This window comes from Nocardioides deserti (assembly GCF_014266025.1).
Taxonomy (GTDB): domain Bacteria; phylum Actinomycetota; class Actinomycetes; order Propionibacteriales; family Nocardioidaceae; genus Nocardioides; species Nocardioides deserti.
Window position 1 is genome coordinate 234434 of sequence record NZ_JACMYC010000004.1, and the last position, 25391, is coordinate 259824.

The following is a 25391-nucleotide window of genomic DNA, read 5'->3' on the forward strand; positions in this document are numbered from 1 at the left end:
CGCTACGAGGCTCCGACCGCGTCGGCGTCGTGGATCGCCGGCCCCCGCTCGAGCCACCACGAGGCGCCTCGCCGGATGTCCTGCTGGTCGTGCTCGGCGAGCGCCTTGAGCTCGGTGGCGCCCTGCATGCCGAGCGCGAACAGCGTCGCGTGCCGGTCGGCCGGCCGCTGCTGCGTGGTTACGGCGTCCGCCAGCGCGGTGGCGTCCTCCTCCGGCAGCCCGGCGCACGCCATGCCGACGTTGACGAGCGCCCGGGCGCGGAGGGTGGGCCGCTCCTCGGTGCGGGCACGGCGGACCACCTTGTCCTCGCGGCCGCCGTGCCCGATCCGCATCAGCACCGTCCAGGCGCGAGCGGCGAGCAGGTCGTTCGGGTGCCCGGTCAGACGCAGGCACTGCTCAGCGACGGCGGGGGCGTAAGGACTGGCGGCGATCACCAGCGCCGCGTGGTGCCGGCGGGGCTTGTGCACGTGCAGCAGCGCCTCGCGCAGCAGCCGTCGGAGCATCGGGTCGGGCTCACGGGAGTGCTGCGTCGGGGTCTGAGCCTGCGCGGTGGCGGCGAGCTCGGCGACGATCGCGACGGTGCGGACGTGGGGGACCAGCTCGGAGGTCGCCCGGGCCTGGGTGACCATGCCGAAGGCCCGTCTGGTGCGCAGCCCACCGCTCACCCGCTCCCACGAGTCGTCGGGCAGATGGACGGCAAGGTCGAAGAAGTCCAGTCGCCCGTCGAGCGGGTCCGATCGGCGCAGCGCACCGAGCACGGCGGTCTCGAGCTGGCCGAGGGCGTCGCCCCGCAGGTGCCCCCGAGCCACCTTGTACGCCGCCACGGAGGCCGCCGCGCGCCGGAGGTTGCCGTCCTCGCTGCCGAGCAGGCGCAGCACGAGGTCGCCGGCCGGCGCGTCCGGAAGCTCGGTCAGGAGGTTGAGCACCGGCGCAACGACCTGGGTGTCGGGGTGGACGACGAAGCTGCCGATCGCGCGGAGCATCGGCCGCTGCGCCGCCCGGTGCCGCAGCATGGTCGCGGCGGCCTCGTACCGGCGTACGTACGCCGGACCGACCGCCACTCCCAGCTCCTCGACGAGCTGCCCGCACAGTCGGATCCACTCCTCCTTGCGCAGGAAGACGCGGTCGAACTTGTGCAGCTGCTCGGCCAGCCGCAGCCACAGTGCGCCGCTGGCGTCGCCGTGCTCGGCGACATCGAGCATTCCCTCGAACGACCCGCTGGTCAGGTCCTCGTCGCGCAACGACGTCTCGCGCGGGGGAGGGGCGCTGCCGAACCCGCGGCGCAGCCCGGCCGCCACGGACACCACAGCGCCCTCGGGCAGGCCGAGGACCCGTTCGTACGTCGCCACGACCCGCCCGGGAACCGGCTGCAGGCCGGACTCCCACCGGGAGACGCGGGTGTTGTCGACCTGGACCCCCTGCTCCTTGAGCACCTTCAGGAAACCGTCGCGCCGCGCGAGCTCCGGGTCCGGCCCAAGCAGCCGGTTCGTGCTGAGCAGCCAGGCGACCCGCTGGTCCACCCCGACGCCGAGGTCCGTGACCGGCGTGGGGTCGATCGGCAGCCTCTGCGGCCGCCCGCGCCGCCGGGCCGCGCCGGAGCTCTCGCCGGTGCCTGTCATGGGGTCCTTCCGGGCAGGTGAGTCGAAGCGACTCCATGACCCGGTTCACGTCGTCGGGACACATTTATTGCAGAAGTAAAGACGGACTGCAACAACCCCGGGTGACCCAAGCCGCGTCCCTAATGTTCGGGATGGCCCAGGAATCCGTGTCCGGGGCCACAGGGGCCCTCATCGGTGGTTCCCTGCCGGCGAGCTCCGCTCGCCACCTTTAATCATTCCGGAAGGAAACACACGCATGAACAGCAGCGGCATCAAGCGGGGTCTCGCGGTTTCCGCGATCTCCGCACTCGCGGTCGCCGGTATCCCGGCGCTCGCCTCCCCGGCTTCGGCCGACGTCAACGACGTCATCAACGTCGCGTTTGAGGGCCCCGCCCGCAACGGCTCGACCGGTGCCGGCAACGGCGCGATCATCGTCCTCGAGACCAAGGGCATCACCGAGCTCGAGGCGCAGAACCTGACTGTCGTCGACAACGACCTCGAGGGTTCTGCGAACGACGCTACCCAGACGATTGGCGCGGTCACCGTCCTCGACTACCGCGAGGACGACGGCACCCCGGCCCCGGCCGAGACCAACGAGTTCGGTAACAACGACGGTTTCGACGAGATCGTCATCCAGGTCCCCGTCACCACTACCGACGTCGGCGACACGGCTGAGTTTGCGGTGTACCTGGAGGAGGGCGGCACGGCGGGCGTCGACGCGACGGAGCCGCGTGCCCAGCTTTCGATTCAGACCGGCGGAGTGCCCACGACGGCCGAGATCAGCCCGAACAGCCAGACCACGGCTGCTGGCCAGCAGAGCGCCCCTTACACCGTCACGCTGCGTGACGCCGGCGGTCGGCTCACCCAGCTGACGGGCGCCGAGAACCTCGACGTCACCGACAGCGCGCCCGCCGCGGGCACGGTCACCGTTACCAACGACGAGATCACCGCGGGTGAGATCCTCCGCGGCACCACGACGTTCCGCGCGACCGGCAACACCGAGGGCGCGTACACCATCACCGTCGCGGGCGACACCGACACCGACGGCGCCGGCGGCGACGTCGCCGACGGGCCGGCCAACCTGTCGAGCTCCGCTCAGCTGATCGTCGCGAAGGCGGTCGGCACGCTGACCGACGACGAGGTCGACATCGTCACCGCGGCGGACGGCTGGACCGGCTTCGGCGGTGGCGACTACGGCGTCAACAGCCAGGACGTCCCGGTTCGCGTTGACCAGACCTCGATCCGGATCGACATCCGCTCGAACACCCCGGCGGCCGACGCCAACGGCACCATCGTTCTTACGGTCGCGAGCCCGAACGTCACCTTCGGCGGTCAGGGCTCCACCACGGTCTCGACCACCCTTGACGCCAATGGTCGTGGTTCGCTCACCATCACCCCTGACGCCGGCACGGTGCAGGAGGGCGACGTCGTCAACATCGACGGCGGCGGCCTCGACCTGCAGCTGGACTTCCAGCGGGGCACTGTCTCCGAGGTCAACGCCGAGGCCGAGACCTACGTCTCGAAGATCGACGGCACCGTCGACATCACCGTGGTGACCACCGACCAGTTCGGTCTTCCGGCTGCCGGCGCGTTCGTCGAGGCGCAGCGTACGGGTGCGAACACCGACGCTCAGCCGCAGGCCCGCAAGGCGACCGACGCCAACGGTCGGGCGACGTTCACCTTCACGGACGTCAACGCCACGAACGGTTCGACGGACACGGTCACGTTCCGTGCGTTCCGCGACCAGTTCGCCGCCAACCCGATCGACCCCGACGGCGACAGCAACTTCGCGGAGCACTTCGACACCGCGACGATTCGCTACACGACCGACGGCCAGGGCAGCGACTTCAACCTGTCGCTGGACAACGTCAACACGGGTAGCCCGACCTACGACCCGACCACGGTGTCGGTCGTGCCGTTCTCCGACACCAACACGTCGAACACTCCGGCCAACGGTGTCAACGACGACGAGGTTGTCGAGCTGGCCATTGCCGGCGGCGACAACGGCGCCCCGGCGACCGTCACCGTCGACAACGGCGCGCTGATCCTCCGCAACGGCGAGACGCGCCTGAGCGAGGGTGCGGCTTCGGAGCGGATCGTTCTCCCTGAGAGCAACGCCCCGCAGTCGATCCGCATCGTTGGGACCAAGTCCGGTCTGACCACCGTCACCGTGACCTCGGGCGGCCGCACCAAGACCGCGCAGTTCACTGTCACCGCACAGACCGACCCGACTCAGGCCCGCAACGTGACCGTGAGCGCCCAGGACGACGAGGTCGCCCAGGGCGAGCAGCAGGCGACGTTCATCGCGGTCGTCACGGACGCGTTCGGGAACCCGCTGCGCGGTTACCCGGTTGGTGCGCTCAACATCCAGGTCAGCGGCCCGGGTGCCTTCCAGGACAGCGACGCCACCACGAACCCGGCTGGCGAGGCGCGGATCAACGTGCGTCTGGACGACGACGCTGAGGGTCCGGTCACCATCCGCGTGCAGGGTCTCAACCCGGGCGGCAACACCAACCAGTTCGGTGCGGCCGAGAACCAGCTCGACCCGACCGCTGCGGCAGGTAGTGCGCAGGGTCTGTCGGCTTCCTCGAACGTCACCGAGGCGACTGTCAACGTGATCCCGGGTGAGGGTCCCGACACCCCGCCGGCGACCATCGTCGCGACGGCCACCGGTTCGAACCGCGCCTCGGACGGCTACGACCGCATCCGCGTCTCGGTCGACAAGCCGGAGGCCGCTGCTGACGCTGCCGTCGAGCTGTACAAGGTCAACGCCCAGGGCAAGGTCCGCCGGGTCAAGACCAAGTCCCTGAACAGCAACGGCCGTGCCACGTTCGTCCGCAAGGACCTGAACGGCAAGAAGAGCAGCAAGTACTTCGCGAAGGTCCGCCCGACCGACACCTCCAAGGGCGACCGGACCAAGGCTGTCTTCATCAAGTGACCCACTGATCTTCGGATCAACTCACGGGTGACCCCCCGGGCCTTCGGGCCCGGGGGGGAGCTCCTACCGGGGGCCTAGCTCCCGCAGCCCCCGGGGCTGCACCCCACCGATAGTCGGGACACACAGACGCGGTCCGGGCCATTCTCTGTTTGCCGCTGCGCGAGAATGGTCCGGACCGCCTGTCTCACCCTAGGGCACGCGGTCCGCGTGACCCTGACAAGGACGCCGTGCAACGCACGGCGTCCTTTGCATTTCGGCCGGTGGACCAGACCGCGGACCCGTCGTCCTTTGGTCGTAGTACCCGGGTCAGGGCTCGCATGTGGGTCGCCGAGCAGGGTAAAGATGGTCCGGCGTCGGTCTAGACCGCGACGCCAGGGCGGCGCACTCCGCCGCCCCGTCGGCCGGGAACGTCCCGGTCACACCACCCTTGGAGGTAGTGAACGCATGCGAAGCAGCGGCATCAAGAAGGGCCTGGCGGGCTCCGCCATCACGGCCCTGGCGATCTCGGGCATCCCGCTCATGGCGGGCAGCGCGAACGCCGTACCCCTCGACGACCAGGTCGACGCCGTCACCTTGTTGACGGGCGGCGGCGAGCAGTACGCCAACACCCTGTCGTTCGACAACGACGGCACCAACACCACCGAGTCGCTCGTGGCCGTCGCGCCCGAGGGCGTCACCTCGATCACCTTCCAGTACCGCCGCGGTTCCACCGGCGAGTGGCAGAACGTCGCCGCGCCGGTCACGCGCAACGCCGACGGTGCCTTCGCCACCGAGTGGACCCGGCCGAACGACGTCCGCGCCGGCGACACGGTCGAGCTCCGGGCGGTCCCCAACACGGGGCTGGGCAACGCCGACTCCGACACCCTCGAGGTCGTCACCGACCAGCCGACGGTCGAGCTGGCCACCGAGGGCAACCTCGGCATCTACCGCGACCCGGTCGAGGGCACCCACAGCGTCGCCGTGCGCGGCACCGTGTCGGACCCGACCGGCCTCAACGACATCACGGTCTTCGACGCCGTGCAGGACGCCACGGGCGACAGCACCCCCGGTCGCGTCGGCGGCATCCAGGCCACGCGCGGTGACAATGGCCGGTGGACCTGGAACGGCGTGCTTGAGTACGCCGCGAACGGCTACCAGTTCTCCCCGGGCACCGAGCCGAACCAGGCCGCCCTGACCGCGGCGATCGACACCGACGAGGACACCGAGGCGTCGTCGTACTACGTGCAGGACGTGCAGGGCGTGTCGGCCACGCCGGCCCGCACGAACGTCCCGGACGGCGGCACCACCAACGCGACCGTCACGGTCACCGACCAGCGCGGCAACCCCGTCGCGGGTGCTCGGGTCGGCTACACCGTGGACGACGACACCAGCGACAACACCGCCGCGACGGACAACGCGAACGCCGGTCGCACCGACGCCAACGGGCAGGTCACCCTGACCGGCCTGGGCAGGGGCACCTACGTGGCGTACGCCGACACGAACGGCACGGCGGGCTACCAGCCGGCGGACGTGGAGGCGCAGGCCTTCACCGTCGCGTCGTACGCCCAGCAGGCCACCGCGGTCAGCGTCGCCGCGCAGCCGAACCGCAACGCGTACGACCTCGACGAGCTCAGCGGCACGACGTTCACCGCGTCGGTCGACGACCAGCAGGGCAACGGCGTGGCGAACCAGCCGGTGCAGTACCGCTGGACCGTGGACCCGTCCGCGGCCGGCCCCAACCAGTCGACGGCGTGGACCAACGCCGGCCAGACGGACGGGGACGGCGAGGTGACCGTCCCGTTCACCACGACCGGCATCACCGGCCAGCCGGCCGGCACCTGGACCCTCGAGGTGCGTCGCCCGAACGTCGGCGGCACCGGCCTGATCAACGGCCAGCCGCTGACCTTCCAGGCCGCCGAGTCGGAGATCACCTTCGCCGAGGGCGCGAACGCCAACGCCCCGGTCAACGGCACCTACACCGTCGTCGGGCGGCTCGCGCTCACCGGCGCGGGCGGCGCGAACCTCGCCGGCCGCACCGTGAGCATCACCGAGACCGGCGCCGGCGACGTCTCGTTCGCCCCGGCCGCTCAGCAGCCGAACGGCACCACCGTCTCCGGCAACACGGCCACGGCCACCACCGACGCCAACGGGGAGTTCCGGGTCGCCCTCACCGACCCGGGCGTCCCGCCGAACGTCCCCCCGACCCCCGACGCCACCGTGGTCAACGCGGTGGCGCGGGACCTGCAGGGGCAGGGCGACGTGGCGTCGGCCGACGCGGCCGGCCAGATCACCGTCAACTTCGCCCAGCAGGCCGAGGTCGGCTCGATCGACGTCGACGTCGAGGCGCTCTTCGACGGCAACCCGGCGCCCGGCAAGCCGGTCGACCTCGACATCACCGTCCGCGGACAGGGCCAGAACGGGCAGCAGGGCGGCACGCTCAACGACGTCCCGGTCACCGTCACGGTCGACAAGGGCTTCCTGAGCCCCAACGCCGAGACGCGTGACGACCTCGCGCTGGACCCGGAGAACGACGACGCCGGCGACCTGTTCGGCGTCTACCGCGACCTGGGTCAGGAGGAGCAGGTCTCCACCGGGGACGCCGGTGACCAGGCGGGCGTCGTGGCGACCATCGGCCGCGACGAGGGCTTCGACGACGACGGCCGGGTCACGGCGACCATCACCGTCACCGCCGGCGGCGTCACCGAGACCGAGACGGTCACGTTCGACTCGCGCAACGCGCTGAACATCGGCGAGCTCGAGCTGGTCCGCGACGGCGACGACAGCGACGGCGCCGCGGGGATCGGCCAGGACGTCGACTTCAACCTGTTCGCGCGCGACCAGTTCGGCAACCTCGTCGGTGACCGCGAGGTCACCATCAGCGACGACACGCCGCGCGCCGAGGTGCGCACGGACGGCGAGTTCAACCGCACCACCACGGACTTCGCCACGTCCAACTCCGCGATCGTCGCGACCTCCCAGAACGAGGTCGTGCAGACCCTCACCGCGACGCTGAACGACGCTCCCCGCACCACGGTGGACGCCGACGGCGACCCGGTGACGGCCACCCGGACGGCGACCGCCGACTCCGAGCCGATCTCGTGGCAGCCGGAGACCGACCAGCCGGGCAATGGCAACGGTGGCAAGAAGGCCATCGTCGCCAAGATGAACGGCAAGAACAACGGTGGCAAGCGCGACGTCATCCGGGTGAAGACCTGGAAGGTCGCGGCCGGGGCCAAGGTGAAGGTGTTCCGGATCCAGAACGGCAACCGCAAGCTGATGCAGGTCGGCCGCCTCAACAAGCAGGGCGGCAAGTGGTTCCGCATCGGTGACAAGAACGGCCGCAAGTTCACCAAGTACGTCGCCAAGGTGGTGCCCCAGCCGGCCCACAAGGGCGACATGACCAACGTCAAGCGCGTGCGCTGACGTTGTCCGCCGGCTCCTGACGTCGCTGCCAGGGGCTACCTCCGACCGGCCGTCCTCCTTCGGGAGGGCGGCCGGTCGTCGTCTCCGAGGTGCGCCCGCCTGTGGATGACGAAGAGCTAGTCCGTGACGTTCGGCAGGTGATGCGGGCCCGGATCGCCTGCCGAACGTCACGGACTACCCCGGCGGAGCGCCCGGGGAACTGGAAGCCAGGGGCGCGACGAAGGCGCGGCGGACGGCGACGACCCAGCGGCGGCGGGGGTGCTCGGTGACGGTCCAGAGCAGGTCGTCCGGCGGGGACCAGGTGATGTCCTCCGGGCCCATCGGCAGCGCCCACCGGTGGCGGCGGAAGGCGCCGGGGCGGCCGGCGTGCAACGAACCCGGCGTCCACGGCCCGTGCGATGCGGTGACCAGGTACGACGAGCCGACCGTGACCGCGCCCTGCATGCCGGCGAGGCCGGCGTCGTCGAGGGTCGCCGGCCGCGCGAACCCGTCCTCGCCGAGGGCCGGCAGTCCGGCGTCGTCGAGCGGGTAGTGGGCGAGGCGGCGGGTCTGCTTGCGGCGGCCGTACTCGCCGGCCAGCAGCCCCGGCGGCTCCACGGAGCGGTCCAGGGAGAGGAACGAGTACCGCAGCCGCTCGACGCCGTCGTCGGCCGCGGCCTTGTGGGTGAACCGCACCGGCAGCACCCAGCGGTAGCCGAACATCGAGTCGCCCTCGACCGGCGCCCACATCAGGTCGTCGAGGCGGACGGTGACGAAGCCGCGGGCGGTGGCGGCGACGTGGAGGTACGGGCCGCGCCACACGATGCCGCCGGCGTGGACCCGCAGCGGCTCGAGGTGCACCTCGCCGTCGCGCAGCGTCGGGACGACGAGGAGCACGTGGCGGTAGCGGCGGGTCTCGAGGTCGACGAACGTCAGCCGGGAACCCTGGCCACCGTCGTGGGAGGCGGCCTTGGCGTACCAGGACACGACGAGCACCCGGCGCCCCTCCACGAGACCCGGGCCGTCGACGGCGTCGGCGGAGGACGTGATGCCCTGCGGCCACCACAGCGGGTCACGGCGGTCCGCGGCGTCCCAGGTGAACGAACGGCGGACCTTGCGGCCGAGCAGCCGACCCAGCGGGCCGCGCCGGCCGCGGCGGCCGGTGGTCCGGAGGTCGGCGAGGAAGTCGGTGAGCGGCACCCGACCGCCACCACCGCGGGCGAGCCGGGCGGCCAGGGTGTCGATCTCGGCGACGTTCTCGGCGGTCCGGGTCAGGTGCACACCGTGCATGGCTCGACCTTAGGGTTCGAGGGGTGAGGCAACAGGTGGTCGGCGCCGCGATCGTCCGGGGTGGTCGCGTGCTCGCCGCCCGACGGACCCGCCCGCCCGAGGCCGCCGGCCGCTGGGAGCTGCCGGGCGGCAAGGTCGAGCCGGGGGAGCGGGCCGGCGACGCGCTCGAGCGGGAGCTGCGCGAGGAGCTCGGCGTGGACGTCGAGGTGGTCCGCTGGCTCTCCGGCGTCGTACCCGTCGGTGACCGCCACGAGCTGACCGCCGCCCTCGCCCGGATCACCGGCGAGGCCGACCAGCTCGAGCCGCACGACGACACCCACGACCGCCTGCGCTGGCTCGGCCCGGACGAGCTCGACGAGGTCGACTGGCTCGAGCCGGACCGGCCCTTCCTCGCCGAGGTCGCCCACGAGCTGCGCCGGGCGGCGCCGACGCTGCGCGGTGTGTTCTTCGACGAGGACGACGCGGCGGAGGCGGCACGACGGCTGCGCCACGACGGGTACGACGCGCACGTCGAGCGCGAGCGGCTCGCGGGCGAGGACGACGACGAGGACCACCCGTGGGCGGTGCTCACCGACGCCCCGGTCATCGCGCTCGAGCTGCTCGTCGACGAGCTCGACGGCTGGCTCGACGCTGCGAGTGACGGGGAGGTGGCCGCGGAACAGGACGCACCCGTCGCGGGTTCACCCCTCGACCTGCCGACGCAGCCGCGCCGGATCAAGCGCCCCTGAACATCGACCGACCTAGGATCACCTCCATGCCCGAGCGCCCCGAGCAGCCCCAGCACCGCCTGCTCCTCGTCCACGCCCACCCCGACGACGAGACGATCGGCCAGGGCGCCACGATGGCGAAGTACGTCGCCGAGGGCCGCGGCGTCACGCTCGTGACCTGCACGGCCGGCGAGATGGGGGAGATCCTCGTCCCCGAGCTGGAGCACCTCGCCGCCGACAAGGAGGACCGCCTCGGCGAGCACCGCCGCGGCGAGATCGCCGACGCGATGGCGGAGCTCGGCGTCACCGACCACCGCTGGCTCGGCGGCTTCGGCACCTACCGCGACTCCGGCATGGCGTGGCACGCCGACGGCCACGCGGTCGGCGACCCCGAGGTGATCGCCAAGCACCCCAACGCCTTCTGGAACGCCGACCTCACCGAGGCCGCCGACCACCTCGTCGCGATCATCCGCGAGGTGCGCCCGCAGGTGCTGGTCACCTACGACCAGTTCGGCGGCTACGGCCACCCCGACCACATCCAGGCCCACCGGGTCGCGATGTACGCCGCGCAGCTCGCCGCGGTGCCGTCGTACCGGCTCGACCTCGGCGAGCCCTGGGACCTCGCCAAGATCTACTGGGGCGCGATGTCGGAGAGCCGCATGCGCGAGGGACTGCGGCTGCTCCGCGAGGCCGGCGACACCACGTCGTTCGAGGGGATGGACCCCGACGGCCCGCTGCCGCACTTCGTGACCCCCGACGAGAACCTCGCCGCCGGCGTGGACGCCACCGACTTCGTCGACCGCAAGATGGCCGCGCTCAAGGCCTACCCGACGCAGGTCACGACCGACGGCCCGTTCTTCGCGCTCAGCAACAACGTCGGCGCGACCGCCTGGGGCCTGGAGTTCTACCGGATCGCCAAGGGCCAGCAGGGACCGGTCGGCGAGGACGGGCTCGAGACCGACCTCTTCGCCGGGCTCTGAGCGCCGCGGAGGCCCGCCCGTGAAGGTGGTGGCCACGGCCGGGAGGCTCGTTGGGTCTCTGGCGCTCGGCCTCGCGGTCGCCGTTGCGACGGTCTCACTCCACCAGCTGTGGTGGGGGCTGCTGCTCGGCGTCGCGGCGTCGGTCGCCGCCGTGTTCGCGCTGCCCGCCCACTGGTCCACGCGCCCGCCCTACGCCGTGGCGTACGCCGCCGTGCTGGCCGCCGCCCTGCAGGAGCGGCCCGAGGGCGACTTCCTCGTGCCGGCGGGCGTCGCGGGCTACGTCGTCCTGGCGGTGGCGGTGCTGCTGCTCGTGGTCTCGGTCGCGACGCTGCCGCGCCCCGACCGGACGCCTCCCGTGTCGTCGGGGGCGCCTTCCTAGACTGGCCCGCGTGACCGAGCCGCAGACCGCCCCGTCCCGCGAGAAGGCCGGCGGCCGCGCCGTCCTCCTCGTCCTGCTCGGGCTGGTGGTGCTCGTCGGCGCCGGCTGGGTCGCCGCCTACGCGATGGCCGGCGACAAGGTGCCCCGTGGCACGACCGTCGCGGGCGTCGGCATCGGCGGCAAGACACCGGACGACGCGGTCGCCGCGCTGCGCGACGGCCTCGCCGACCGCGCGGCGGAGCCGTTCACGCTGACCGCCGCGGGCGAGACGTTCGAGCTCGACCCGGCCACGGCCGGCGTCACGGTCGACCACGAGGAGTCGGTCGCCGAAGCCGGCGGCGGGCGCTCGTGGGACCCGCGCCGCCTGTGGGCCTACTACACCGACGGCGACGACCTCGACGCCGTGGTGGAGGTCGACGACGCCGCGCTCGCCGAGGCGCTCGCCCCGGTGGAGGGCGAGGTCGGCCGGCCGGCCCGCGACGCTGCGGTGTCGTTCGAGGGCAGCCGCGTCGTGACGCGCGAGCCCCGCACGGGTGAGGAGGTCGACCGCCAGGCGCTGCGCGACGACCTCGTCGCGGCGTACCTCTCCGAGGACCCGACCGTCGAGCTGCCGCTCGTCGAGGTCGAGCCCGAGGTCGACGAGGCGGACCTGCGCACGGCGGTCGAGGAGTTCGCGAACCCGGCGATGTCCGGCCCGGTGACGCTCGTCTTCGGCGACTCGCCGGTGCGGCTGCTGCCGCGCCAGTTCGGGCCGCTGCTGTCGATGACCGCCGAGGACGGCGCGCTGGTGCCCGAGGTGGACGAGGCGGCGCTGGAGGAGCTGGTCGGCGACGCGGTCGGGGACGACGGCGCCCCGGTCGACGCGACGGTGGTGCTGCGGAACGGCAAGCCGAGGGTCGTCCCCGCCAAGCCGGGCGTCAGCTACGACCCCGAGGAGGTCAGCGCGACCTTCCTCGACCTGGTCACCCGCGAGGAGGGTGAACGCGAGCTCGAGGTGGAGGCGCAGGTCGCCGAGCCGGAGTTCACCACCGCGGACGCGAGGAAGCTCAACATCAAGGAGCAGGTCTCGACGTTCACGACCTACTACCCCCACGCGGAGTACCGCAACGTCAACCTCGGCCGCGCCGCCGAGCTCGTCGACGGCACCCTCCTCAAGCCGGGGGAGACCTTCTCGCTCAACGACACCGTCGGCGAGCGGACCGCGGAGAACGGGTTCACCGAGGGCTTCGTCATCAACGACGGCATCCTCGTCGAGGACCTCGGCGGCGGCGTCTCGCAGATGGCGACGACGTTGTTCAACGCGATGTTCTTCGCCGGTCTCGAGGACGTCGAGCACAAGCCGCACTCGTTCTACATCGACCGCTACCCGGTCGGCCGCGAGGCCACCGTCGCCTGGGGCGCGCTCGACCTGCGCTTCAGGAACGACACCGAGCACGGCGTCCTCATCGACGCGAAGGTGTCCCCGAGCAGCCCCGGCGGGCAGGGCGCCGTGACCGTCTCCCTGTGGTCGACGAAGGTCTGGGACATCACCAGCACCACCTCGGACCGCTACGCCTACACCGCTCCGGAGACCCGCACGCTGACCACCGACGACTGCTACCCGAACACCGGCTACTCCGGCTTCCAGGTCGATGTCGTGCGGTACTTCAAGCGGCCCGGCCAGGACGAGGTCGTCAAGCGCGAGGAGTTCCACACGACGTACACGCCGTCGGACACGGTCGTCTGCAAGTAACCGGGGCGCGCCAGGCTCGTTGGTCTAGACGTGCGCGCATCCCTCGCGGCCCTCGTCACTGCTCTCGTCCTTGGTCTCCTCGCGATGGTCAGCACGACCGGGACGGCCGCAGCGGCGCCGTCCGGGTTCCCGCTGCCGCTGCCGGGCGGGCTGGGCGAGCCGACGGGGGCCAACGACTGGGACTGCGAGCCGACGAGGAAGCGGCCGACGCCGGTGGTCATCGTCCACGGCACGATCGGTGACCGGAAGAGCCTGCTCGACCCGCTGTCGGCGGCGGTCAAGGCGAAGGGGTTCTGCGTCTTCTCCCTCGACTACGGCAACCGCGGCACCGGCGACATCGTCACGTCGGCCAAGCAGCTGAAGCGGTTCACCAACCGGGTGCTGCGGGCGACCGGTGCCGCCAAGGTCTCGATGGTCGGCCACTCGCAGGGCGGCATGATGCCGCGCTACTACATCAAGTTCCTCGGCGGCGCGAAGGTCGTCGACGACCTGGTCGGGCTCGCCCCGTCCAACCACGGCACGGTCCTCAGCGGCGGCACCGCACTGGCGCTGCTGACCAACCCGCTGCTCGACGTCGTCTGCTACTCCTGCAACCAGCAGGCCGTCGGGTCGGCCTTCCTGCGCCGCCTCAACGCCGGGGACGAGACGCCCGGCAAGGTCAGCTACACCCAGGTCACCACGGCGTACGACGAGGTCGTGGTGCCGCACCTGTCCGGCTACCTCCGTGCAGGCCCGCGCACGACGAACACCACGATCCAGGACTCCTGCCCCGGCGACCTCGCCGAGCACCTGCTGATCCCGATGAGCCGCACGGCGATCGCCTGGACCCTCGACGCGTTGACCCGGCCGGGTCCGGCGCGGAAGGGCTTCCGACCGCCGTGCTGAGCCGCCTGCTCGCCCCGCTCGTGGCCGGCGTCCTCGGGACGCTGCTCGCGCTCGCGCCGGTGCCCACCTCGGCGAGCACGCCGGTCCTCGACCCGGACCCGCCCGGCGCCAACGACTGGTCGTGCCGACCGTCCGCGAAGCACCCGACGCCGGTGGTCCTCGTGCACGGCACGTTCGGCGACCGCAGCTACGGCTGGGAGCGGATGTCCTCGGCGCTGACCAGCGCGGGGTGGTGCGTGTGGTCGCTGGAGTACGGCCAGCAGGGCACCCAGGACGTGACCGTCTCCGCGCGCGAGCTGCGCGCCTACGTACGCCGCGTGCGCAAGGCGACCGGCGCCGCGAAGGTGTCGCTGGTCGGCCACTCGCAGGGCGGCCTGCTCGCCCGCTACTACGTCGCCCGGCTCGGCGGCGGCAAGGTCGTCGACGACGTGGTCAGCATCGCCGCGACCCACCACGGCTCGCGGTTCCCTCTGGTCGGCTCCGCAATCTCGTGCCCGGCGTGCCGCCAGCAGGCCGCGGGCTCGGCGTTCCTCGCCGACCTCAACGCCGGCGACGAGACCCCCGGCCGCGTGAGCTGGACGCAGGTGACCACCCGCTACGAGCAGGTCGTGCTCCCGCACACCTCCGGCCACCTCGCACCCGGTCCGCGCACCACCAACGTCACCGTCCAGGACCTCTGCGCCCTCGACCTGTCCGAGCACCTGCTCCTGCCCTCGAGCAGCACCACCATCGCGGTCACCCTCGACGCGCTCGGCCGCCGTGGGCCGGCCCGCACCACCGGGCTCGGCTGCTAGCGCGCCAGGTAGCGGTACCGGTGGTGCTCGACGAACCCCAGCCGCTCGTAGAGCGCCAGCGCCGGCACGTTGTCGCCGAGCACCTGCAGGTACGCCGTCGTCGCGCCGAGCTCCGCGCCCCAGCCCAGGAGCGCTGACATCACCCGCAGCCCGAGTCCCTGCCGGCGCCGGTCCGGGTCCACCTCGACGCTGCGGAACCCCACCCAGTCCCGGTCGTACGCCGCCACGCCGGTCGCCCCCGGAAGGCTCGCCCGCACCACCCCGGGAGCCAGTTCGGCCAGCTCGACCTCCGGGCCGACGGCGGCACCGCCCGCGCCGCCGGCGGAGCGCAGCGCACGCCGCGCCGCAGCCACCCCGGCCACGGAGAACACCGTGTCGGCGTCGCCGCTCTCGGCGACCCACCCCCGCTCGCGCAGGGCGGCCTCCTCGGCGCTGTCGGTGAGCACGGCGGCGACCGGCCGCCCCGTCGTGGCGCGGTAGAAGCCGACGACCCGCTCGAGCGCCGCGTCGAGCCCCACCGGGCCGGGCGGGCCGGCGGCGAGCACCGAGTTCGCGCGCCGGTTCGGCGAGGTGGGGGAGTGCCGCAGCAGCCACCCGCCCGGCTCCGGCCCGACCTCCTCGGTCACCAGGTCCGGCCACAGCGCCAGCGCGCGCAGCTGCGCCTCGCGCGGCTCGACCCGCAACCGGTGGCTCGGCCGCGGCGGCACCGGCTTGCCGGAGACGATGTCGGCGAGGGCGATCCGCACGGGCTCGGGCGGCGGCTCGCCGGCGCGCGGGTCCGGCTGGAGCACGCAGGTGCCGCCGGGGCCGGCCGTCCACGCCAGGCAGGTGCCGAGCAGGTCGGTGAACGCCGGCCCGCCCGTGGGGCCGACCTCGCCCCGCACCACGCGGCGTACGACCACGCGCTGGCCGACGACGTGCGGGCCGAGCAGGTGCCGGCCCACCTGCTCGCCCACCTCCCGGCCCACCCCCGGGCCCACATCGTGGGGTTCTGACGGATCGGCCACGTCCGGATACTAGGGTTGGGCCCGTACGTGCATCCCTTTGCGCTCCCAGGAGGACCCGGTGACCTACGTCATCTCGCAGCCGTGTGTCGACGTGAAGGACCGCGCGTGCGTCGACGAGTGTCCGGTCGACTGCATCTACGAGGGCAAGCGGATGCTCTACATCCACCCCGACGAGTGCGTCGACTGCGGCGCCTGCGAGCCGGTCTGCCCGGTCGAGGCGATCTTCTACGAAGACGACGTGCCGGAGCAGTGGAAGGACTACTACACCGCCAACGTCGGCTTCTTCGACGACCTGGGGTCGCCCGGCGGCGCCGCGAAGATGGGTGAGATCGACAAGGACCACCCGTTCATCGCCGGCCTCGACCCGCAGAACCAGGACCACTGAGCGTCTCGTCGGGGGTCTCCTCGAGGCTGCCGGACTTCCCCTGGGACCACCTGGTCCGGTACGCCGAGCAGGCCCGCCAGCACCCGGACGGGATCGTCGACCTCTCGGTCGGCACCCCGGTCGACCCCACGCCCGAGGTCGTCCAGCAGGCGCTGCGGGCCGGCGCCGACTCGCCGGGCTACCCGCTGACGATCGGCCGCCCGGAGACCCGCCAGGCTGCCATCGACTGGCTGGAGCGCAACCACGGCGTGACCGGCCTCGGCCTGGACCAGGTGCTGCCGGTGATCGGCTCCAAGGAGCTGATCGGGTCGATGGCGGTGCATCTCGGGATCGGTGCCGGTGACCTGATCGGCTACCCCGAGCTGGCCTACCCGACGTACGAGGTCGGCGCCGCGCTCGCCGGCGCCCGTTCCCTGGCGACCGACTCGCTGACGGCCTTCGGCCCCGAGATGCCGAGGCTGCTGTGGCTCAACAGCCCCTCGAACCCGACCGGCCGCGTGCTGCCCGTCGACCACCTGCGCAAGGTGGTCGAGTGGTGCCGCGAGCGCGGCACGATCCTGGTCTCCGACGAGTGCTACCTCGAGTGCGCCTGGGAGGCGGAGCCGGTCTCGGTGCTGCACCCCGACGTCTGCGGCGGGTCGACCGAGGGCATCCTCGCCGTCCACTCGCTCTCGAAGCGCTCGAACCTCGCGGGCTACCGCTGCGCCTTCGTCGCCGGCGACGCCGCGCTGGTCGGCGAGCTGCTCGCGGTCCGCAAGAACCTCGGCCTCCAGATGCCCGGCCCCCAGCAGCGGGCCATGGCCGCCGCCCTCGACGACGACGTCCACGCCGCCGAGCAGCACAGCCGGTACGCCGCGCGGCGCCGCGTGCTGCGCGACGCGCTGGAGGGCGCGGGGTTCCGCATCGACCACTCCGAGGCGTCGCTCTACCTCTGGAGCAGCCGCGACGAGGACTGCTGGGACACCGTCGCCGCACTGGCCGAGCGCGGCATCCTGGTCGCGCCGGGCTCGTTCTACGGCCCGGCCGGCAACCAGCACGTGCGCGTGGCGTTCACCGCCACCGACGAGCGCATCCAGGCCGCGGCCGACCGGCTCCGCGCCTGACCCCGGGCCTCAGTCGACCGGGTGCGTCAGGCGCGCACCCCGGGCGCCGGCCCACTCGCCGGTCTCGGTGACCCGGGCGCGCAGCTCCTCCTCGGGGGCGAAGTACGCCGCCAGCCGGGCGCGCAGGTCGTCGTCGAGCTCGATCTCGGTCCGCACGGGGGAGCGGTTGCTGACCGGGAACTCCAGGTCCTCGCCGAGCCGCTCCCGGAGCCAGCCCTGCCACACGTCGGTGCGCTCGTAGGCGAAGAGCCGGTCCACGCCGACCGAGCCGTCCTGCTTGAGTACGAACCGCGCCGGCCGCCCGAGCACGCCGATCTCGGCGCCGCGCCCGGCGACGTACGCCGCCGCGAACTCCGCGAACTCCACCGACCCGGTCCATCGGGACCCGTCGCGCTCGGCCTGGCGCACGTGCGGGCTCTGCCGGTAGCGCCACCACGAGTGCAGCCAGTCCACGGGGTCGCGCAGCAGGCTGACCACCTCGTAGTCGTCACGCTCGTAGCCGGCGACCCCGAGCAGCGGGGCGACGTAGCGGTGGAAGGCCCGCACGTTGACGTGCTTGAGCCGGGGGTGGTGGCGCATGACCATCTCGGCCCGGTCGCCGAGGGCCCCCTCCAGTGCGGTGGAGGCGCACTTGGGGGCCGAGAGCACCACCAAGCCGTGGGCGGGCAGCGCGAGCACGCGACGGCTCCTTCCTCGCGGGGTCGGACCGGCACCCTAGCCAACGCCGGACCGGCGCCGCCGCCCGGCGCAGGTCAGGGCGTCGCCGGCCGCACCGCGTCGGGATCCCGATCGGCGGCGGCGACGGCCGCGGCCTCCTCCGGGGTCGGGTCGTCCGGGTCCTCCGGCGCGGTCGCCTCCTGCGGCGGGTCGGCCAGGCCGGAGAGGTAGCGCAGCACCACCGCCGTCATCGCCGCCACCGGCACGGCCAGGAACGCGCCGGCGATGCCGAACAGCGTGGAGCCGAGGGTGACGGCCAGGATGACCACGCCGGCGTGCAGCTGCATCGCTCGCGACTGCAGCCACGGCTGGAGCACGTTGCCCTCGAGCTGCTGGACCACGATGATCGCCGCCAGCACGATCAGCGCGCCCTGGAACCCGACCGAGACCAGCGCGACCAGCACGGCGAGCCCGCCGGCCACGAACGCGCCGATGATCGGCACGAAGCCGCCGATGAAGGTCAGGACCGCCAGCGGGATCGCCAGCGGCACGCCGACCACCGCCAGGGCGATGCCGATGAGTACGGCGTCGACGAAGCTCACGATCGCCTGGGTCCGGACGAAGCCGCCCAGGGTCGTCCACACCTGGTCGAGGACCTCCTCGACGTGACGACCGACGCGGGCCCCGGTCACCCGCGCCGCCCACGGCCGGAAGCGGTGCCCGTCCTTGAGGAACAGGAAGGTGAGGACCAGGGTGAGCACCAGGGTGACCAGGCCGGAGGTGACGGCGTTCGCCGTCGCGAGCGCGCCGCTGGCGATCGAGCCGGCGCTGTCGCGCAGCCGGTCCGTCGCCTGCGCGAGGGCGTCGTCGAGCTGCGCCTGGGAGACCAGCTCGCGCTCGACCGCCCAGGCCCGGAGCTGGTCGGCGCCCTCCGTCGCGTCGTCGACGATGGCGCCCCACTGGCCGGTCACCGACGGCGCGATCGCCGTGACCAGGCCGGCCAGCACCGCGAGCGACCCGAGGAGCACCAGGCCGGCCGCGAGCCCGTGCGGCAGCGGCGTGCGCCGGACCACGAAGTGCGAGACCGGCTGCAGGACCGAGGCGAGGGTGAGGGCGAGGAAGACCGGCAGCAGCACCACCCACAGCACCCCGACCAGCCAGCCGAGGATGGCGGCGGCGATCGCGAAGCCGACCCAGCGCCAGGACCAGACCCCCACCCAGGTCAGGCCGCGGCCGAGGCGCTGGTGACGCTCGTCGCGGTCGTCGCGGTCGAGGGCGACGGCGCCGGCGGTGTCGGGAGCGGCCGGCGGAGTGGTCAGGTCGGGGACGTGGCGGGACTCGGGCACGAGGCACGGTACCCGGCCGGAGCCCTCCTGAGCGGGGGCGAACCCGTCCGGTCGTGCCACGGGAAAGGGGTGTGGGTCAGGTCACACCGGGTTACCGTGGCGCAGCGACGCTCGCCTGCGCGTCCGCCCCGCCGAATCGACCCCCCAGGAGCACTTCATGACCCGTTTCCTCCTCCGGCCGGCGGCGGTGGCCTTCGTGGCCATCGCGCTCGTGCTCGGGTTCACCAGTGGCGCCGGTGCCGGCGTCGCCCGCAGCTCGAGCACCGCGACGGACGCCACCACGGCTGCTGCCGCAGCCGACTGCTCGTCCGAGAGGACGGCGGTCAACAAGGCCGCGAAGCAGACGAAGAAGAAGCAGGCCAAGCTCAAGGCCGCGAAGAAGCAGCTGAAGAAGGCGAAGAAGTCCGGCAAGAAGGCGGGCATCAAGAAGGCGAAGGCCAAGAAGAACAGGGCCAAGGCGCAGCTGAACCGGGCCAAGGAGCGCAAGGCCCGCGCCCAGCGCGACCTGCGCCAGTGCCAGCGGAGCAGCACCCCGGAGCCGCCGCCCGCCAGCAACCCGCTGCAGCCTGCCTGTGACGCCGGCCTGCCCCAGCAGATCTGCGACGCGTTCGGCAGCCTGCCGATCCCGACCCCGGGTGAGGGTGGCGGCGGCGCGAGCCCGATCCAGCCGCTGTGCGACGCGGTTCCCCAGCTGCAGCCGCTCTGCGACGCCGCGGGTGGAGCCCCCGGCCCCGGCGGCGCGAGCCCGATCCAGCCGCTGTGCGACGCCGGTCTGCCGCAGGAGATCTGCGACGCCGCCGCGGGTGGCGGCGACGGGAACCCGCTCGACGCGATCTGCGCCGCGCTCCCGGTCCCGCTGCCGATCTGCGACCTCCCGCTGCCGTTCCCGCGCGAGGCCGCCTGACCAGCACCGCCTGACCAGCACCGCCTGACCAGCACGGCACCAGCCAGCAGCACCCGGAGGACACCACGGCGCCACCGCCCCGAACGAGGGGCGGTGGCGCCGCGCTGTGCAGGTCGCCGGGGCGTCCTGGTCAGTCGAAGACGTCGACGTGGACGTGGTCGCGGTGCTCGAGGATCGCTCGGTCGCCCGAGCGCGAGGGCGGGTCGTAGTCGCGCCATCCGGAGCCGGAGCGCCAGCCGTTCTTCCAGATCCGGTCGTCGAAGATCACGGTCTGCACGTCGAGCCGGTCGGCCATGGCGACGAGGTAGTGCGCGACGGCCCAACCGCGGGTCTTGTTCGCGTCGGTGACCGGGCGGAAGAAGATGTCGACCGCGCGGCCGTCGTAGTGCGTCGAGCCCTCCATGTGCCCGTCGCGCACACCACCGGGCGCGAAGCCGCCGAGCGACTGGTCGCCGAAGACGTTCACGACCTCGCGGCGCACCTTCTCGGCACGCTTCACCAGGCCGGACTCGGTCAGCTCGTCGGCGGCCTCCTCGGCGTCGCCGTCGAGCTCGCAGGTGAACGCCGCCCGCGAGTTCCCCGTCAGCGCGGAGGCCAGCACGCGCGCGTCGGCCTCGTGGTCGGCGTACGCGTCAGGGAAGGCGGACCGCTGCACGCGCTGCGCGGCCACGGTCACCTCCAGGGACTCGTAGCCGTCCACGTCGACCAGCTCGTCGTAGAACGCGTTGGTCGCGTAGACCGGGTCCAGCACCTGCTCGGGGCTGCCCCACCCCTGCGAGGGCCGCTGCTGGAAGAGGCCGAGGGAGTCGCGGTCGCCGTAGTCGATGTTGTAGAGCTCCGACTCCTGGTACGCCGTCGCCAGCGCGATCGTCGCGGCGCGGGCGGGCATGCCGCGACCGACCGCGATCGCGGTGATGAGCGCGGCGTTCTCCGCCTGCTCGACCTCGAGCTCGACGGTCCGGCCCTCGACCGTCGCCGTGCACTGCTCGCCGCCGGAGAACGGGGTGGACTCGCGCAGCACGTCCCACCCGAGGTACGCCGTGACGCCCAGCGCCGCGGCGCCCAGCAGCGCCACGGCCGAACCGATCCTCATGCAGCGCGCCTCATGGGCCCAGTGTCCGGGGCTCGCCCAACCCGGCCGGGTCCGCCGAGGGTCAGTTGGCGTGCAGCGCGGCGTTGAGCTCGACGCCCTCGCTGCGCCACGGCACCCCCTCGATCGCGCCGGAGACGGAGTTGCGGCGGAACAGCACGTTGTTGGTGCCGGAGAGCTCGATCGCCTTGACCACGCGCGGCTTGCCGTCCATGTCCTTGACGGTGACCTTGGTGCCCGCGGTGACGTAGCAGCCGGCCTCGACCACGCAGTCGTCGCCGAGGGAGATGCCCAGGCCCGCGTTGGCGCCGAGCAGGCAGCGCTTGCCGATCGAGATGACCTGCTTGCCGCCGCCCGACAGCGTGCCCATGATCGAGGCGCCGCCGCCCACGTCGGAACCGTCGTCGACCACGACGCCGGCGGAGATCCGGCCCTCGACCATCGAGGCGCCGAGCGTGCCGGCGTTGTAGTTGACGAAGCCCTCGTGCATGACGGTCGTGCCCTCGGCCAGGTGGGCGCCGAGGCGCACCCGGTCGGCGTCGGCGATGCGCACGCCGGTGGGCAGGACGTAGTCGACCATCCGCGGGAACTTGTCGACGCCGTGGACGGTCACGTGCTGGCCGCTCGCCTTCAGCCGCGCCCGGGTCAGCTCGAAGCCCTCGACCGCGCAGGGGCCCGCCGACGTCCACACCACGTTGGTGAGCAGCCCGAAGACGCCCTCCATCGAGATCGAGTGCGGCACCGCGAGCCGGCTGCTCAGCAGGTGCAGGCGCAGCCAGACGTCCTCGGTCGAGGCCGGCGCGGCCTGCAGGTCCGCGACCTCGACCGTGCGCACCTCGCGGGTCACGCGGCGTACGTCGTCGCGGCCCTCGAGGGCGGTCAGCTCGGCCGGCACCTCGGCGCCGTCGCGCGCGCCGAGCGCGGGCTGCGGGAACCACACGTCGAGCACGGTGCCGTCGTCGGTCAGGGTCGCGAGGCCGTGGCCCCAGGCTGAGGTCGCAGTCACGAGGCTCGAGTCTAGGCGGGGCGCCCGTGCCCGTCCCGGTGGGTGCGACAGCGCGGACGCGGTGGGTGCCGGCGTACCTAGCGTGCGCGCGTGAACCAGTCCTTCCCCGCCCTGATGTCGCCCGGCCGGATCGGCCCGATGGAGCTGCGCAACCGCATCGTGCTGCCGGCGATGGACATGAACGTGTCCGAGGACGGCGAGATCGAGGAGCGGGAGGTCGCGCACTACGCCGCGCGGGCCGCCGGCGGCGCCGGCCTGGTGATCACCGGCGCCTGCGCGATCGCGTTCCCGCACGGCGCTGCCTCGACCAAGGAGCCGGGCCTTTCTGAGGACCGGTTCGTGCCGGGCCTGCGCGCGCTCGCGGACGCCGTGCACGCCGCCGGCGCCAAGCTGTGCGTGCAGTCGACCCACCACGGCAAAGTCGCCCGCGTCGACACCGCGAACGACCGGCCGTTGCTCGCGCCGAGCCCGCCGACCGGCGGCTACGACATGTCGGCCCTCGTCGACAGCACCCCCGACGAGCTGCGCCGGATGGCGTCCGCGACGGCGGGCAAGCACGCGACGTACCGCGAGATGACCCACGACGACATCGCCTGGCTGGTCGCCACCTGGGCCGACGCCGCCGAGCGGGTCGCGCGGGCCGGTGCGGACGCGATCGAGGTGCACGTCGCGCACGGCTACATCCTCGGCGTCTTCCTCAACCGCCGCGACAACCGACGCACCGACGAGTACGGCGGCCCGCTGGCCAACCGCGCGCGGCTCGCCTGCGAGGTCGTCCGCGCCGTCAAGGACCGGGTCGGCGACCGGCTGGCCGTGCTGGTGCGGCTCGCGGGGGAGGAGTACGGCGAGGACGGCGGGCTCACCCTCGACGAGGCGGTCGAGGCGTCGGTGCTGCTCGAGGCGGCCGGCGCCGATGCGATCCACGTGACCGGCTGGGGCCGCAACCCGTTCGACAACTTCACCGACGGCCCGCTGCCCGCGCAGGTCGGCGCGTACCTCGACAACGCCGCCGCCGTCCGCGCCCGGGTCGGCGTGCCGGTGATCGCGGTCGGCCGGGTGCTGCCGGAGGTCGCCGAGGAGGCGATCGCGGCCGGGCGCGTCGACTTCGCCGCCATGGGCCGCCAGCTGCTGGCCGACCCCGAGCTGCCGAACAAGCTGCGCGACGGTCGCGCCGAGCAGGTGCGGCCCTGCATCAACTGCTACCTCTGCGTGGCCGAGAACTTCTTCGACGACACCCCCTTCTGCGCGGTCAACCCGGCGCTGGGCAACGAGACGCTGCTCCCGCTGCGACCGGCCTCCGCGACCAAGCACGTGATGGTCGTCGGCGCCGGTCCGGCCGGGCTGGAGAGCGCGCGGCTGCTGGCCGAGCGGGGCCACCGGGTCACGGTGGTCGACCGGTCCGACCGCCTCGGCGGGACGCTGTGGTTCTCCGCGCTCACCACCCCCGACAACGAGCGGCTGCTGCGCTGGCACGAGGCGGAGGTCGCGCGGCTCGGGATCGCGGTGCGTCTCCGCACGACCGCGACGGTCGAGTCCGTGCGCGCCTTGCGACCCGACCACGTCGTCGTCGCGACCGGCGCCGTGCGGCCGCGACCGGACCTCCCCGGCGGCGACCTGCCGCACGTCCACACCGGCGACACCCTGCGCGCGCTGCTCCTCGGCACGGCCACCGCCGGCGAGGGCGGTGCCGTCCTGCGCACCCTCGGGCGTCTCGGCCGCGCCTCGGGCATCACCCGCTCGCCGGAGGCGGTACGCCGCCTGACCCGCCGCTTCCTGCCCGTCGGCAAGGACGTCGTGGTGATCGGTGGCTCGTTGGTCGGTCTGGAGCTCGCGGAGTTCCTCGCCGAGCGCGGTCGCCGCGTCACGCTCCTGCACGAGGGCCGCCAGCTCGGCCTGCCGATGGCGATGCCGCGACGCTGGACGGCCGTGAAGGCTGCCGGTGCCCACGGCGTCGACCTCCACCGCCAGGCGGTCGTCACCCGGATCACCGAGTCCGCGGTCGAGTGGACCGAGGGCGAGCGCTCGTTCTCAGCCGCCGCCGACCTCGTCGTGCACGCCGACGGGACCTGCGCCGGCTCCCCGCTCGCCGACGAGCTGCGCGTGGCCGGGTTCGCCGTCGACGTCGTCGGCGACGCCGCCGACGTCGGCTACATCCACGGCGCCGTCCACTCCGCCTGGGAGGTCGCGACCGTCCTCTGAGGTCCAGGCGCCGGCCTGTGGAGAGCCGGGTGCGCTGCGGCTCATCCTGGGCGACCGTGGGGGCGTGACGGAGTCGGTGGTGGAGGTCCTCGAGCGGCTGGGTGGCACGGCCACCCGCGCCCAGCTCGTCGCCCTCACCTCCCGCGCGGAGGTGGAGCGAGCGATCGCCGGTGGCGACCTCGCCCGCCTGGCGCGTGGCCGTTGGGCGCTGCCGCAGGTCGACGAGGCCCGAGCCGCCGCCCACCGGCTCACCGGCGTCGTCTCCCACACAAGTGCCGCGCTGCTGCACGGCTGGTCGGTGGCGACCAGGCCGGACCGACCGCACGTCACTGTCGGTCGGCGCCGACGAAGCACCGGCGCAGCTCGCGTCCACCTCCACTGGGCGGACGTGACCGCCGAGGAGCGTACACAGGGGGCGACGAGCAAGGACCGCACGCTGCTGGACTGCGCCCGGTCGCTGCCGTTCGCCGACGCCCTCGCGGTCGCCGACTCGGCGCTGCGCGACGGATTCGCGCCCGGCCACCTTCGAGCGCTGGCCGATGCGGCGCGAGGAGCCGGCGCCGCACGCGTGCGACGAGTGGCGCAGCACGCGAGCCCGCTGGCGGCGAACCCGTTCGAGTCGGTGCTCCGCGCCATCGCGCTGGAGGTCGACGGCCTGGTGGTCGAGCCGCAGGTCGAGGTCTGGGAGCCGGCGTTCCTCGGGCGCGTCGACCTGGCGGACCGCCGCCTTCGGATCGTTCTCGAGGCCGACTCCTTCGCCTGGCACGGCGGCCGCGACCAGCTCGCCAGCGACTGCCGCCGCTACAACGGTCTGGCGGTCCACGGGTGGTTGGTTCTGCGCTTCTCGTGGGAGGACGTGATGTTCCACCGCGCGGACGTCCTGCGAGTGCTCCAGGCCGCCGTCGACCAGCGGGCAGAAGTCCGTTGCGCGTCCTGCCGCGCCGCTTGAGCCGATCGCTCCATCGGACTTCTGCCCGTCCGTCGACGAGCGAGGAACCGATTGGCGGGGT

At 73.0% G+C, this 25391-nt stretch carries 20 protein-coding genes; 13 read left to right on the forward strand and 7 right to left on the reverse strand.

What is annotated here, in order from left to right; all coding sequences use genetic code 11:
* Window positions 1-2: 2 nt before the first annotated feature.
* On the reverse strand, window positions 3-1619 hold the full coding sequence (locus H7344_RS09010) for a hypothetical protein (protein ID WP_186345685.1): 1617 nt from the start codon (window positions 1617-1619) through the stop codon (window positions 3-5).
* A gap of 235 nt (window positions 1620-1854) precedes the next feature.
* Here H7344_RS09010 and H7344_RS09015 point away from each other — a divergent pair, with 235 nt between their 5' ends.
* On the forward strand, window positions 1855-4536 hold the full coding sequence (locus H7344_RS09015) for a beta strand repeat-containing protein (RefSeq protein WP_186345686.1): 2682 nt from the start codon (window positions 1855-1857) through the stop codon (window positions 4534-4536).
* A gap of 444 nt (window positions 4537-4980) precedes the next feature.
* A complete protein-coding gene (locus tag H7344_RS09020) occupies window positions 4981-7938 on the forward strand; it encodes an alpha-2-macroglobulin family protein (RefSeq protein ID WP_186345687.1) in 2958 nt (985 codons plus the stop codon).
* A gap of 174 nt (window positions 7939-8112) precedes the next feature.
* Here H7344_RS09020 and H7344_RS09025 read toward each other — a convergent pair whose 3' ends face one another.
* On the reverse strand, window positions 8113-9207 hold the full coding sequence (locus H7344_RS09025) for a hypothetical protein (RefSeq protein WP_186345688.1): 1095 nt from the start codon (window positions 9205-9207) through the stop codon (window positions 8113-8115).
* A 23-nt stretch (window positions 9208-9230) separates the two neighbouring features.
* Here H7344_RS09025 and H7344_RS09030 point away from each other — a divergent pair, with 23 nt between their 5' ends.
* From H7344_RS09030 to H7344_RS09055, 6 genes are read left to right on the forward strand one after another with little or no spacing between them, the layout of a single operon-like run.
* Window positions 9231-9935 carry a (deoxy)nucleoside triphosphate pyrophosphohydrolase gene (locus tag H7344_RS09030; protein ID WP_229706904.1) on the forward strand — a complete coding sequence of 235 codons (705 nt, stop codon included), beginning with the start codon at window positions 9231-9233 and terminating at the stop codon, window positions 9933-9935.
* Window positions 9936-9961: 26 nt separating this feature from the next.
* Entirely contained in the window at window positions 9962-10894 is a 933-nt protein-coding gene (gene mshB / locus H7344_RS09035) for an N-acetyl-1-D-myo-inositol-2-amino-2-deoxy-alpha-D-glucopyranoside deacetylase (RefSeq protein ID WP_186345689.1), read from the forward strand.
* Window positions 10895-10913: 19 nt separating this feature from the next.
* Complete coding sequence (locus H7344_RS09040) at window positions 10914-11273, forward strand: hypothetical protein (protein WP_186345690.1); 360 nt, start codon at window positions 10914-10916, stop codon at window positions 11271-11273.
* Between the two features lie 10 nt (window positions 11274-11283).
* Window positions 11284-13005 (forward strand): VanW family protein, encoded by a 1722-nt coding sequence (locus H7344_RS09045; RefSeq protein ID WP_186345691.1) that lies wholly within the window; start codon window positions 11284-11286, stop codon window positions 13003-13005.
* 30 nt (window positions 13006-13035) lie between these two features.
* Window positions 13036-13890, forward strand: coding sequence for an esterase/lipase family protein (locus tag H7344_RS09050; RefSeq protein WP_229706903.1), 855 nt, complete (start codon window positions 13036-13038; stop codon window positions 13888-13890).
* Window positions 13884-14684: an esterase/lipase family protein gene (locus H7344_RS09055; protein WP_186345692.1), complete on the forward strand. Its 801-nt coding sequence runs from the start codon at window positions 13884-13886 to the stop codon at window positions 14682-14684. Before H7344_RS09050 ends, H7344_RS09055 begins: the two co-directional genes overlap by 7 nt.
* On the opposite strand, the gene H7344_RS09060 is transcribed toward H7344_RS09055, so the two are convergent.
* Window positions 14681-15640, reverse strand: a complete 960-nt coding sequence (locus H7344_RS09060; protein WP_186345693.1) for a GNAT family N-acetyltransferase — start codon at window positions 15638-15640, stop codon at window positions 14681-14683. The genes H7344_RS09055 and H7344_RS09060 overlap by 4 nt on opposite strands.
* Before the next feature lie 109 nt (window positions 15641-15749).
* Between H7344_RS09060 and fdxA the strand changes: the two genes are divergently transcribed.
* Window positions 15750-16076, forward strand: a complete 327-nt coding sequence (gene fdxA, locus H7344_RS09065; protein ID WP_186345694.1) for a ferredoxin — start codon at window positions 15750-15752, stop codon at window positions 16074-16076.
* Between the two features lie 26 nt (window positions 16077-16102).
* Window positions 16103-17179: a succinyldiaminopimelate transaminase gene (gene dapC / locus H7344_RS09070; protein ID WP_313960337.1), complete on the forward strand. Its 1077-nt coding sequence runs from the start codon at window positions 16103-16105 to the stop codon at window positions 17177-17179.
* Between the two features lie 9 nt (window positions 17180-17188).
* Here dapC and H7344_RS09075 read toward each other — a convergent pair whose 3' ends face one another.
* Window positions 17189-17857 carry a hypothetical protein gene (locus H7344_RS09075; RefSeq protein ID WP_186345695.1) on the reverse strand — a complete coding sequence of 223 codons (669 nt, stop codon included), beginning with the start codon at window positions 17855-17857 and terminating at the stop codon, window positions 17189-17191.
* Between the two features lie 74 nt (window positions 17858-17931).
* Window positions 17932-19182 (reverse strand): AI-2E family transporter, encoded by a 1251-nt coding sequence (locus H7344_RS09080; protein ID WP_186345696.1) that lies wholly within the window; start codon window positions 19180-19182, stop codon window positions 17932-17934.
* Window positions 19183-19339: 157 nt separating this feature from the next.
* Between H7344_RS09080 and H7344_RS09085 the strand changes: the two genes are divergently transcribed.
* Window positions 19340-20086, forward strand: coding sequence for a hypothetical protein (locus H7344_RS09085; RefSeq protein ID WP_186345697.1), 747 nt, complete (start codon window positions 19340-19342; stop codon window positions 20084-20086).
* A gap of 130 nt (window positions 20087-20216) precedes the next feature.
* On the opposite strand, the gene H7344_RS09090 is transcribed toward H7344_RS09085, so the two are convergent.
* On the reverse strand, window positions 20217-21179 hold the full coding sequence (locus H7344_RS09090; protein ID WP_186345698.1) for a hypothetical protein: 963 nt from the start codon (window positions 21177-21179) through the stop codon (window positions 20217-20219).
* A gap of 61 nt (window positions 21180-21240) precedes the next feature.
* Complete coding sequence (dapD, locus tag H7344_RS09095) at window positions 21241-22182, reverse strand: 2,3,4,5-tetrahydropyridine-2,6-dicarboxylate N-succinyltransferase (protein ID WP_186345699.1); 942 nt, start codon at window positions 22180-22182, stop codon at window positions 21241-21243.
* A gap of 90 nt (window positions 22183-22272) precedes the next feature.
* On the opposite strand from dapD, the gene H7344_RS09100 reads away from it, so the two are divergent.
* Entirely contained in the window at window positions 22273-24381 is a 2109-nt protein-coding gene (locus tag H7344_RS09100) for an FAD-dependent oxidoreductase (RefSeq protein ID WP_229706902.1), read from the forward strand.
* Window positions 24382-24445: 64 nt separating this feature from the next.
* Window positions 24446-25330 (forward strand): DUF559 domain-containing protein, encoded by an 885-nt coding sequence (locus H7344_RS21155; protein WP_186345700.1) that lies wholly within the window; start codon window positions 24446-24448, stop codon window positions 25328-25330.
* Window positions 25331-25391: the final 61 nt, after the last annotated feature.

Bases quoted from the DNA above. Each gene is read 5' to 3' on its own strand.
- H7344_RS09015 (WP_186345686.1), top strand. From the start codon at position 1,855: ATGAACAGCAGCGGCATCAAGCGGGGTCTCGCGGTTTCCGCGATCTCC.
- H7344_RS09085 (WP_186345697.1), top strand. From the start codon at position 19,340: ATGACCCGTTTCCTCCTCCGGCCGGCGGCGGTGGCCTTCGTGGCCATC.
- H7344_RS09090 (WP_186345698.1), bottom strand. From the start codon at position 21,179: ATGAGGATCGGTTCGGCCGTGGCGCTGCTGGGCGCCGCGGCGCTGGGC.
- H7344_RS09020 (WP_186345687.1), top strand. From the start codon at position 4,981: ATGCGAAGCAGCGGCATCAAGAAGGGCCTGGCGGGCTCCGCCATCACG.
- H7344_RS09025 (WP_186345688.1), bottom strand. From the start codon at position 9,207: ATGCACGGTGTGCACCTGACCCGGACCGCCGAGAACGTCGCCGAGATC.
- mshB (WP_186345689.1), top strand. From the start codon at position 9,962: ATGCCCGAGCGCCCCGAGCAGCCCCAGCACCGCCTGCTCCTCGTCCAC.
- H7344_RS09010 (WP_186345685.1), bottom strand. From the start codon at position 1,619: ATGACAGGCACCGGCGAGAGCTCCGGCGCGGCCCGGCGGCGCGGGCGG.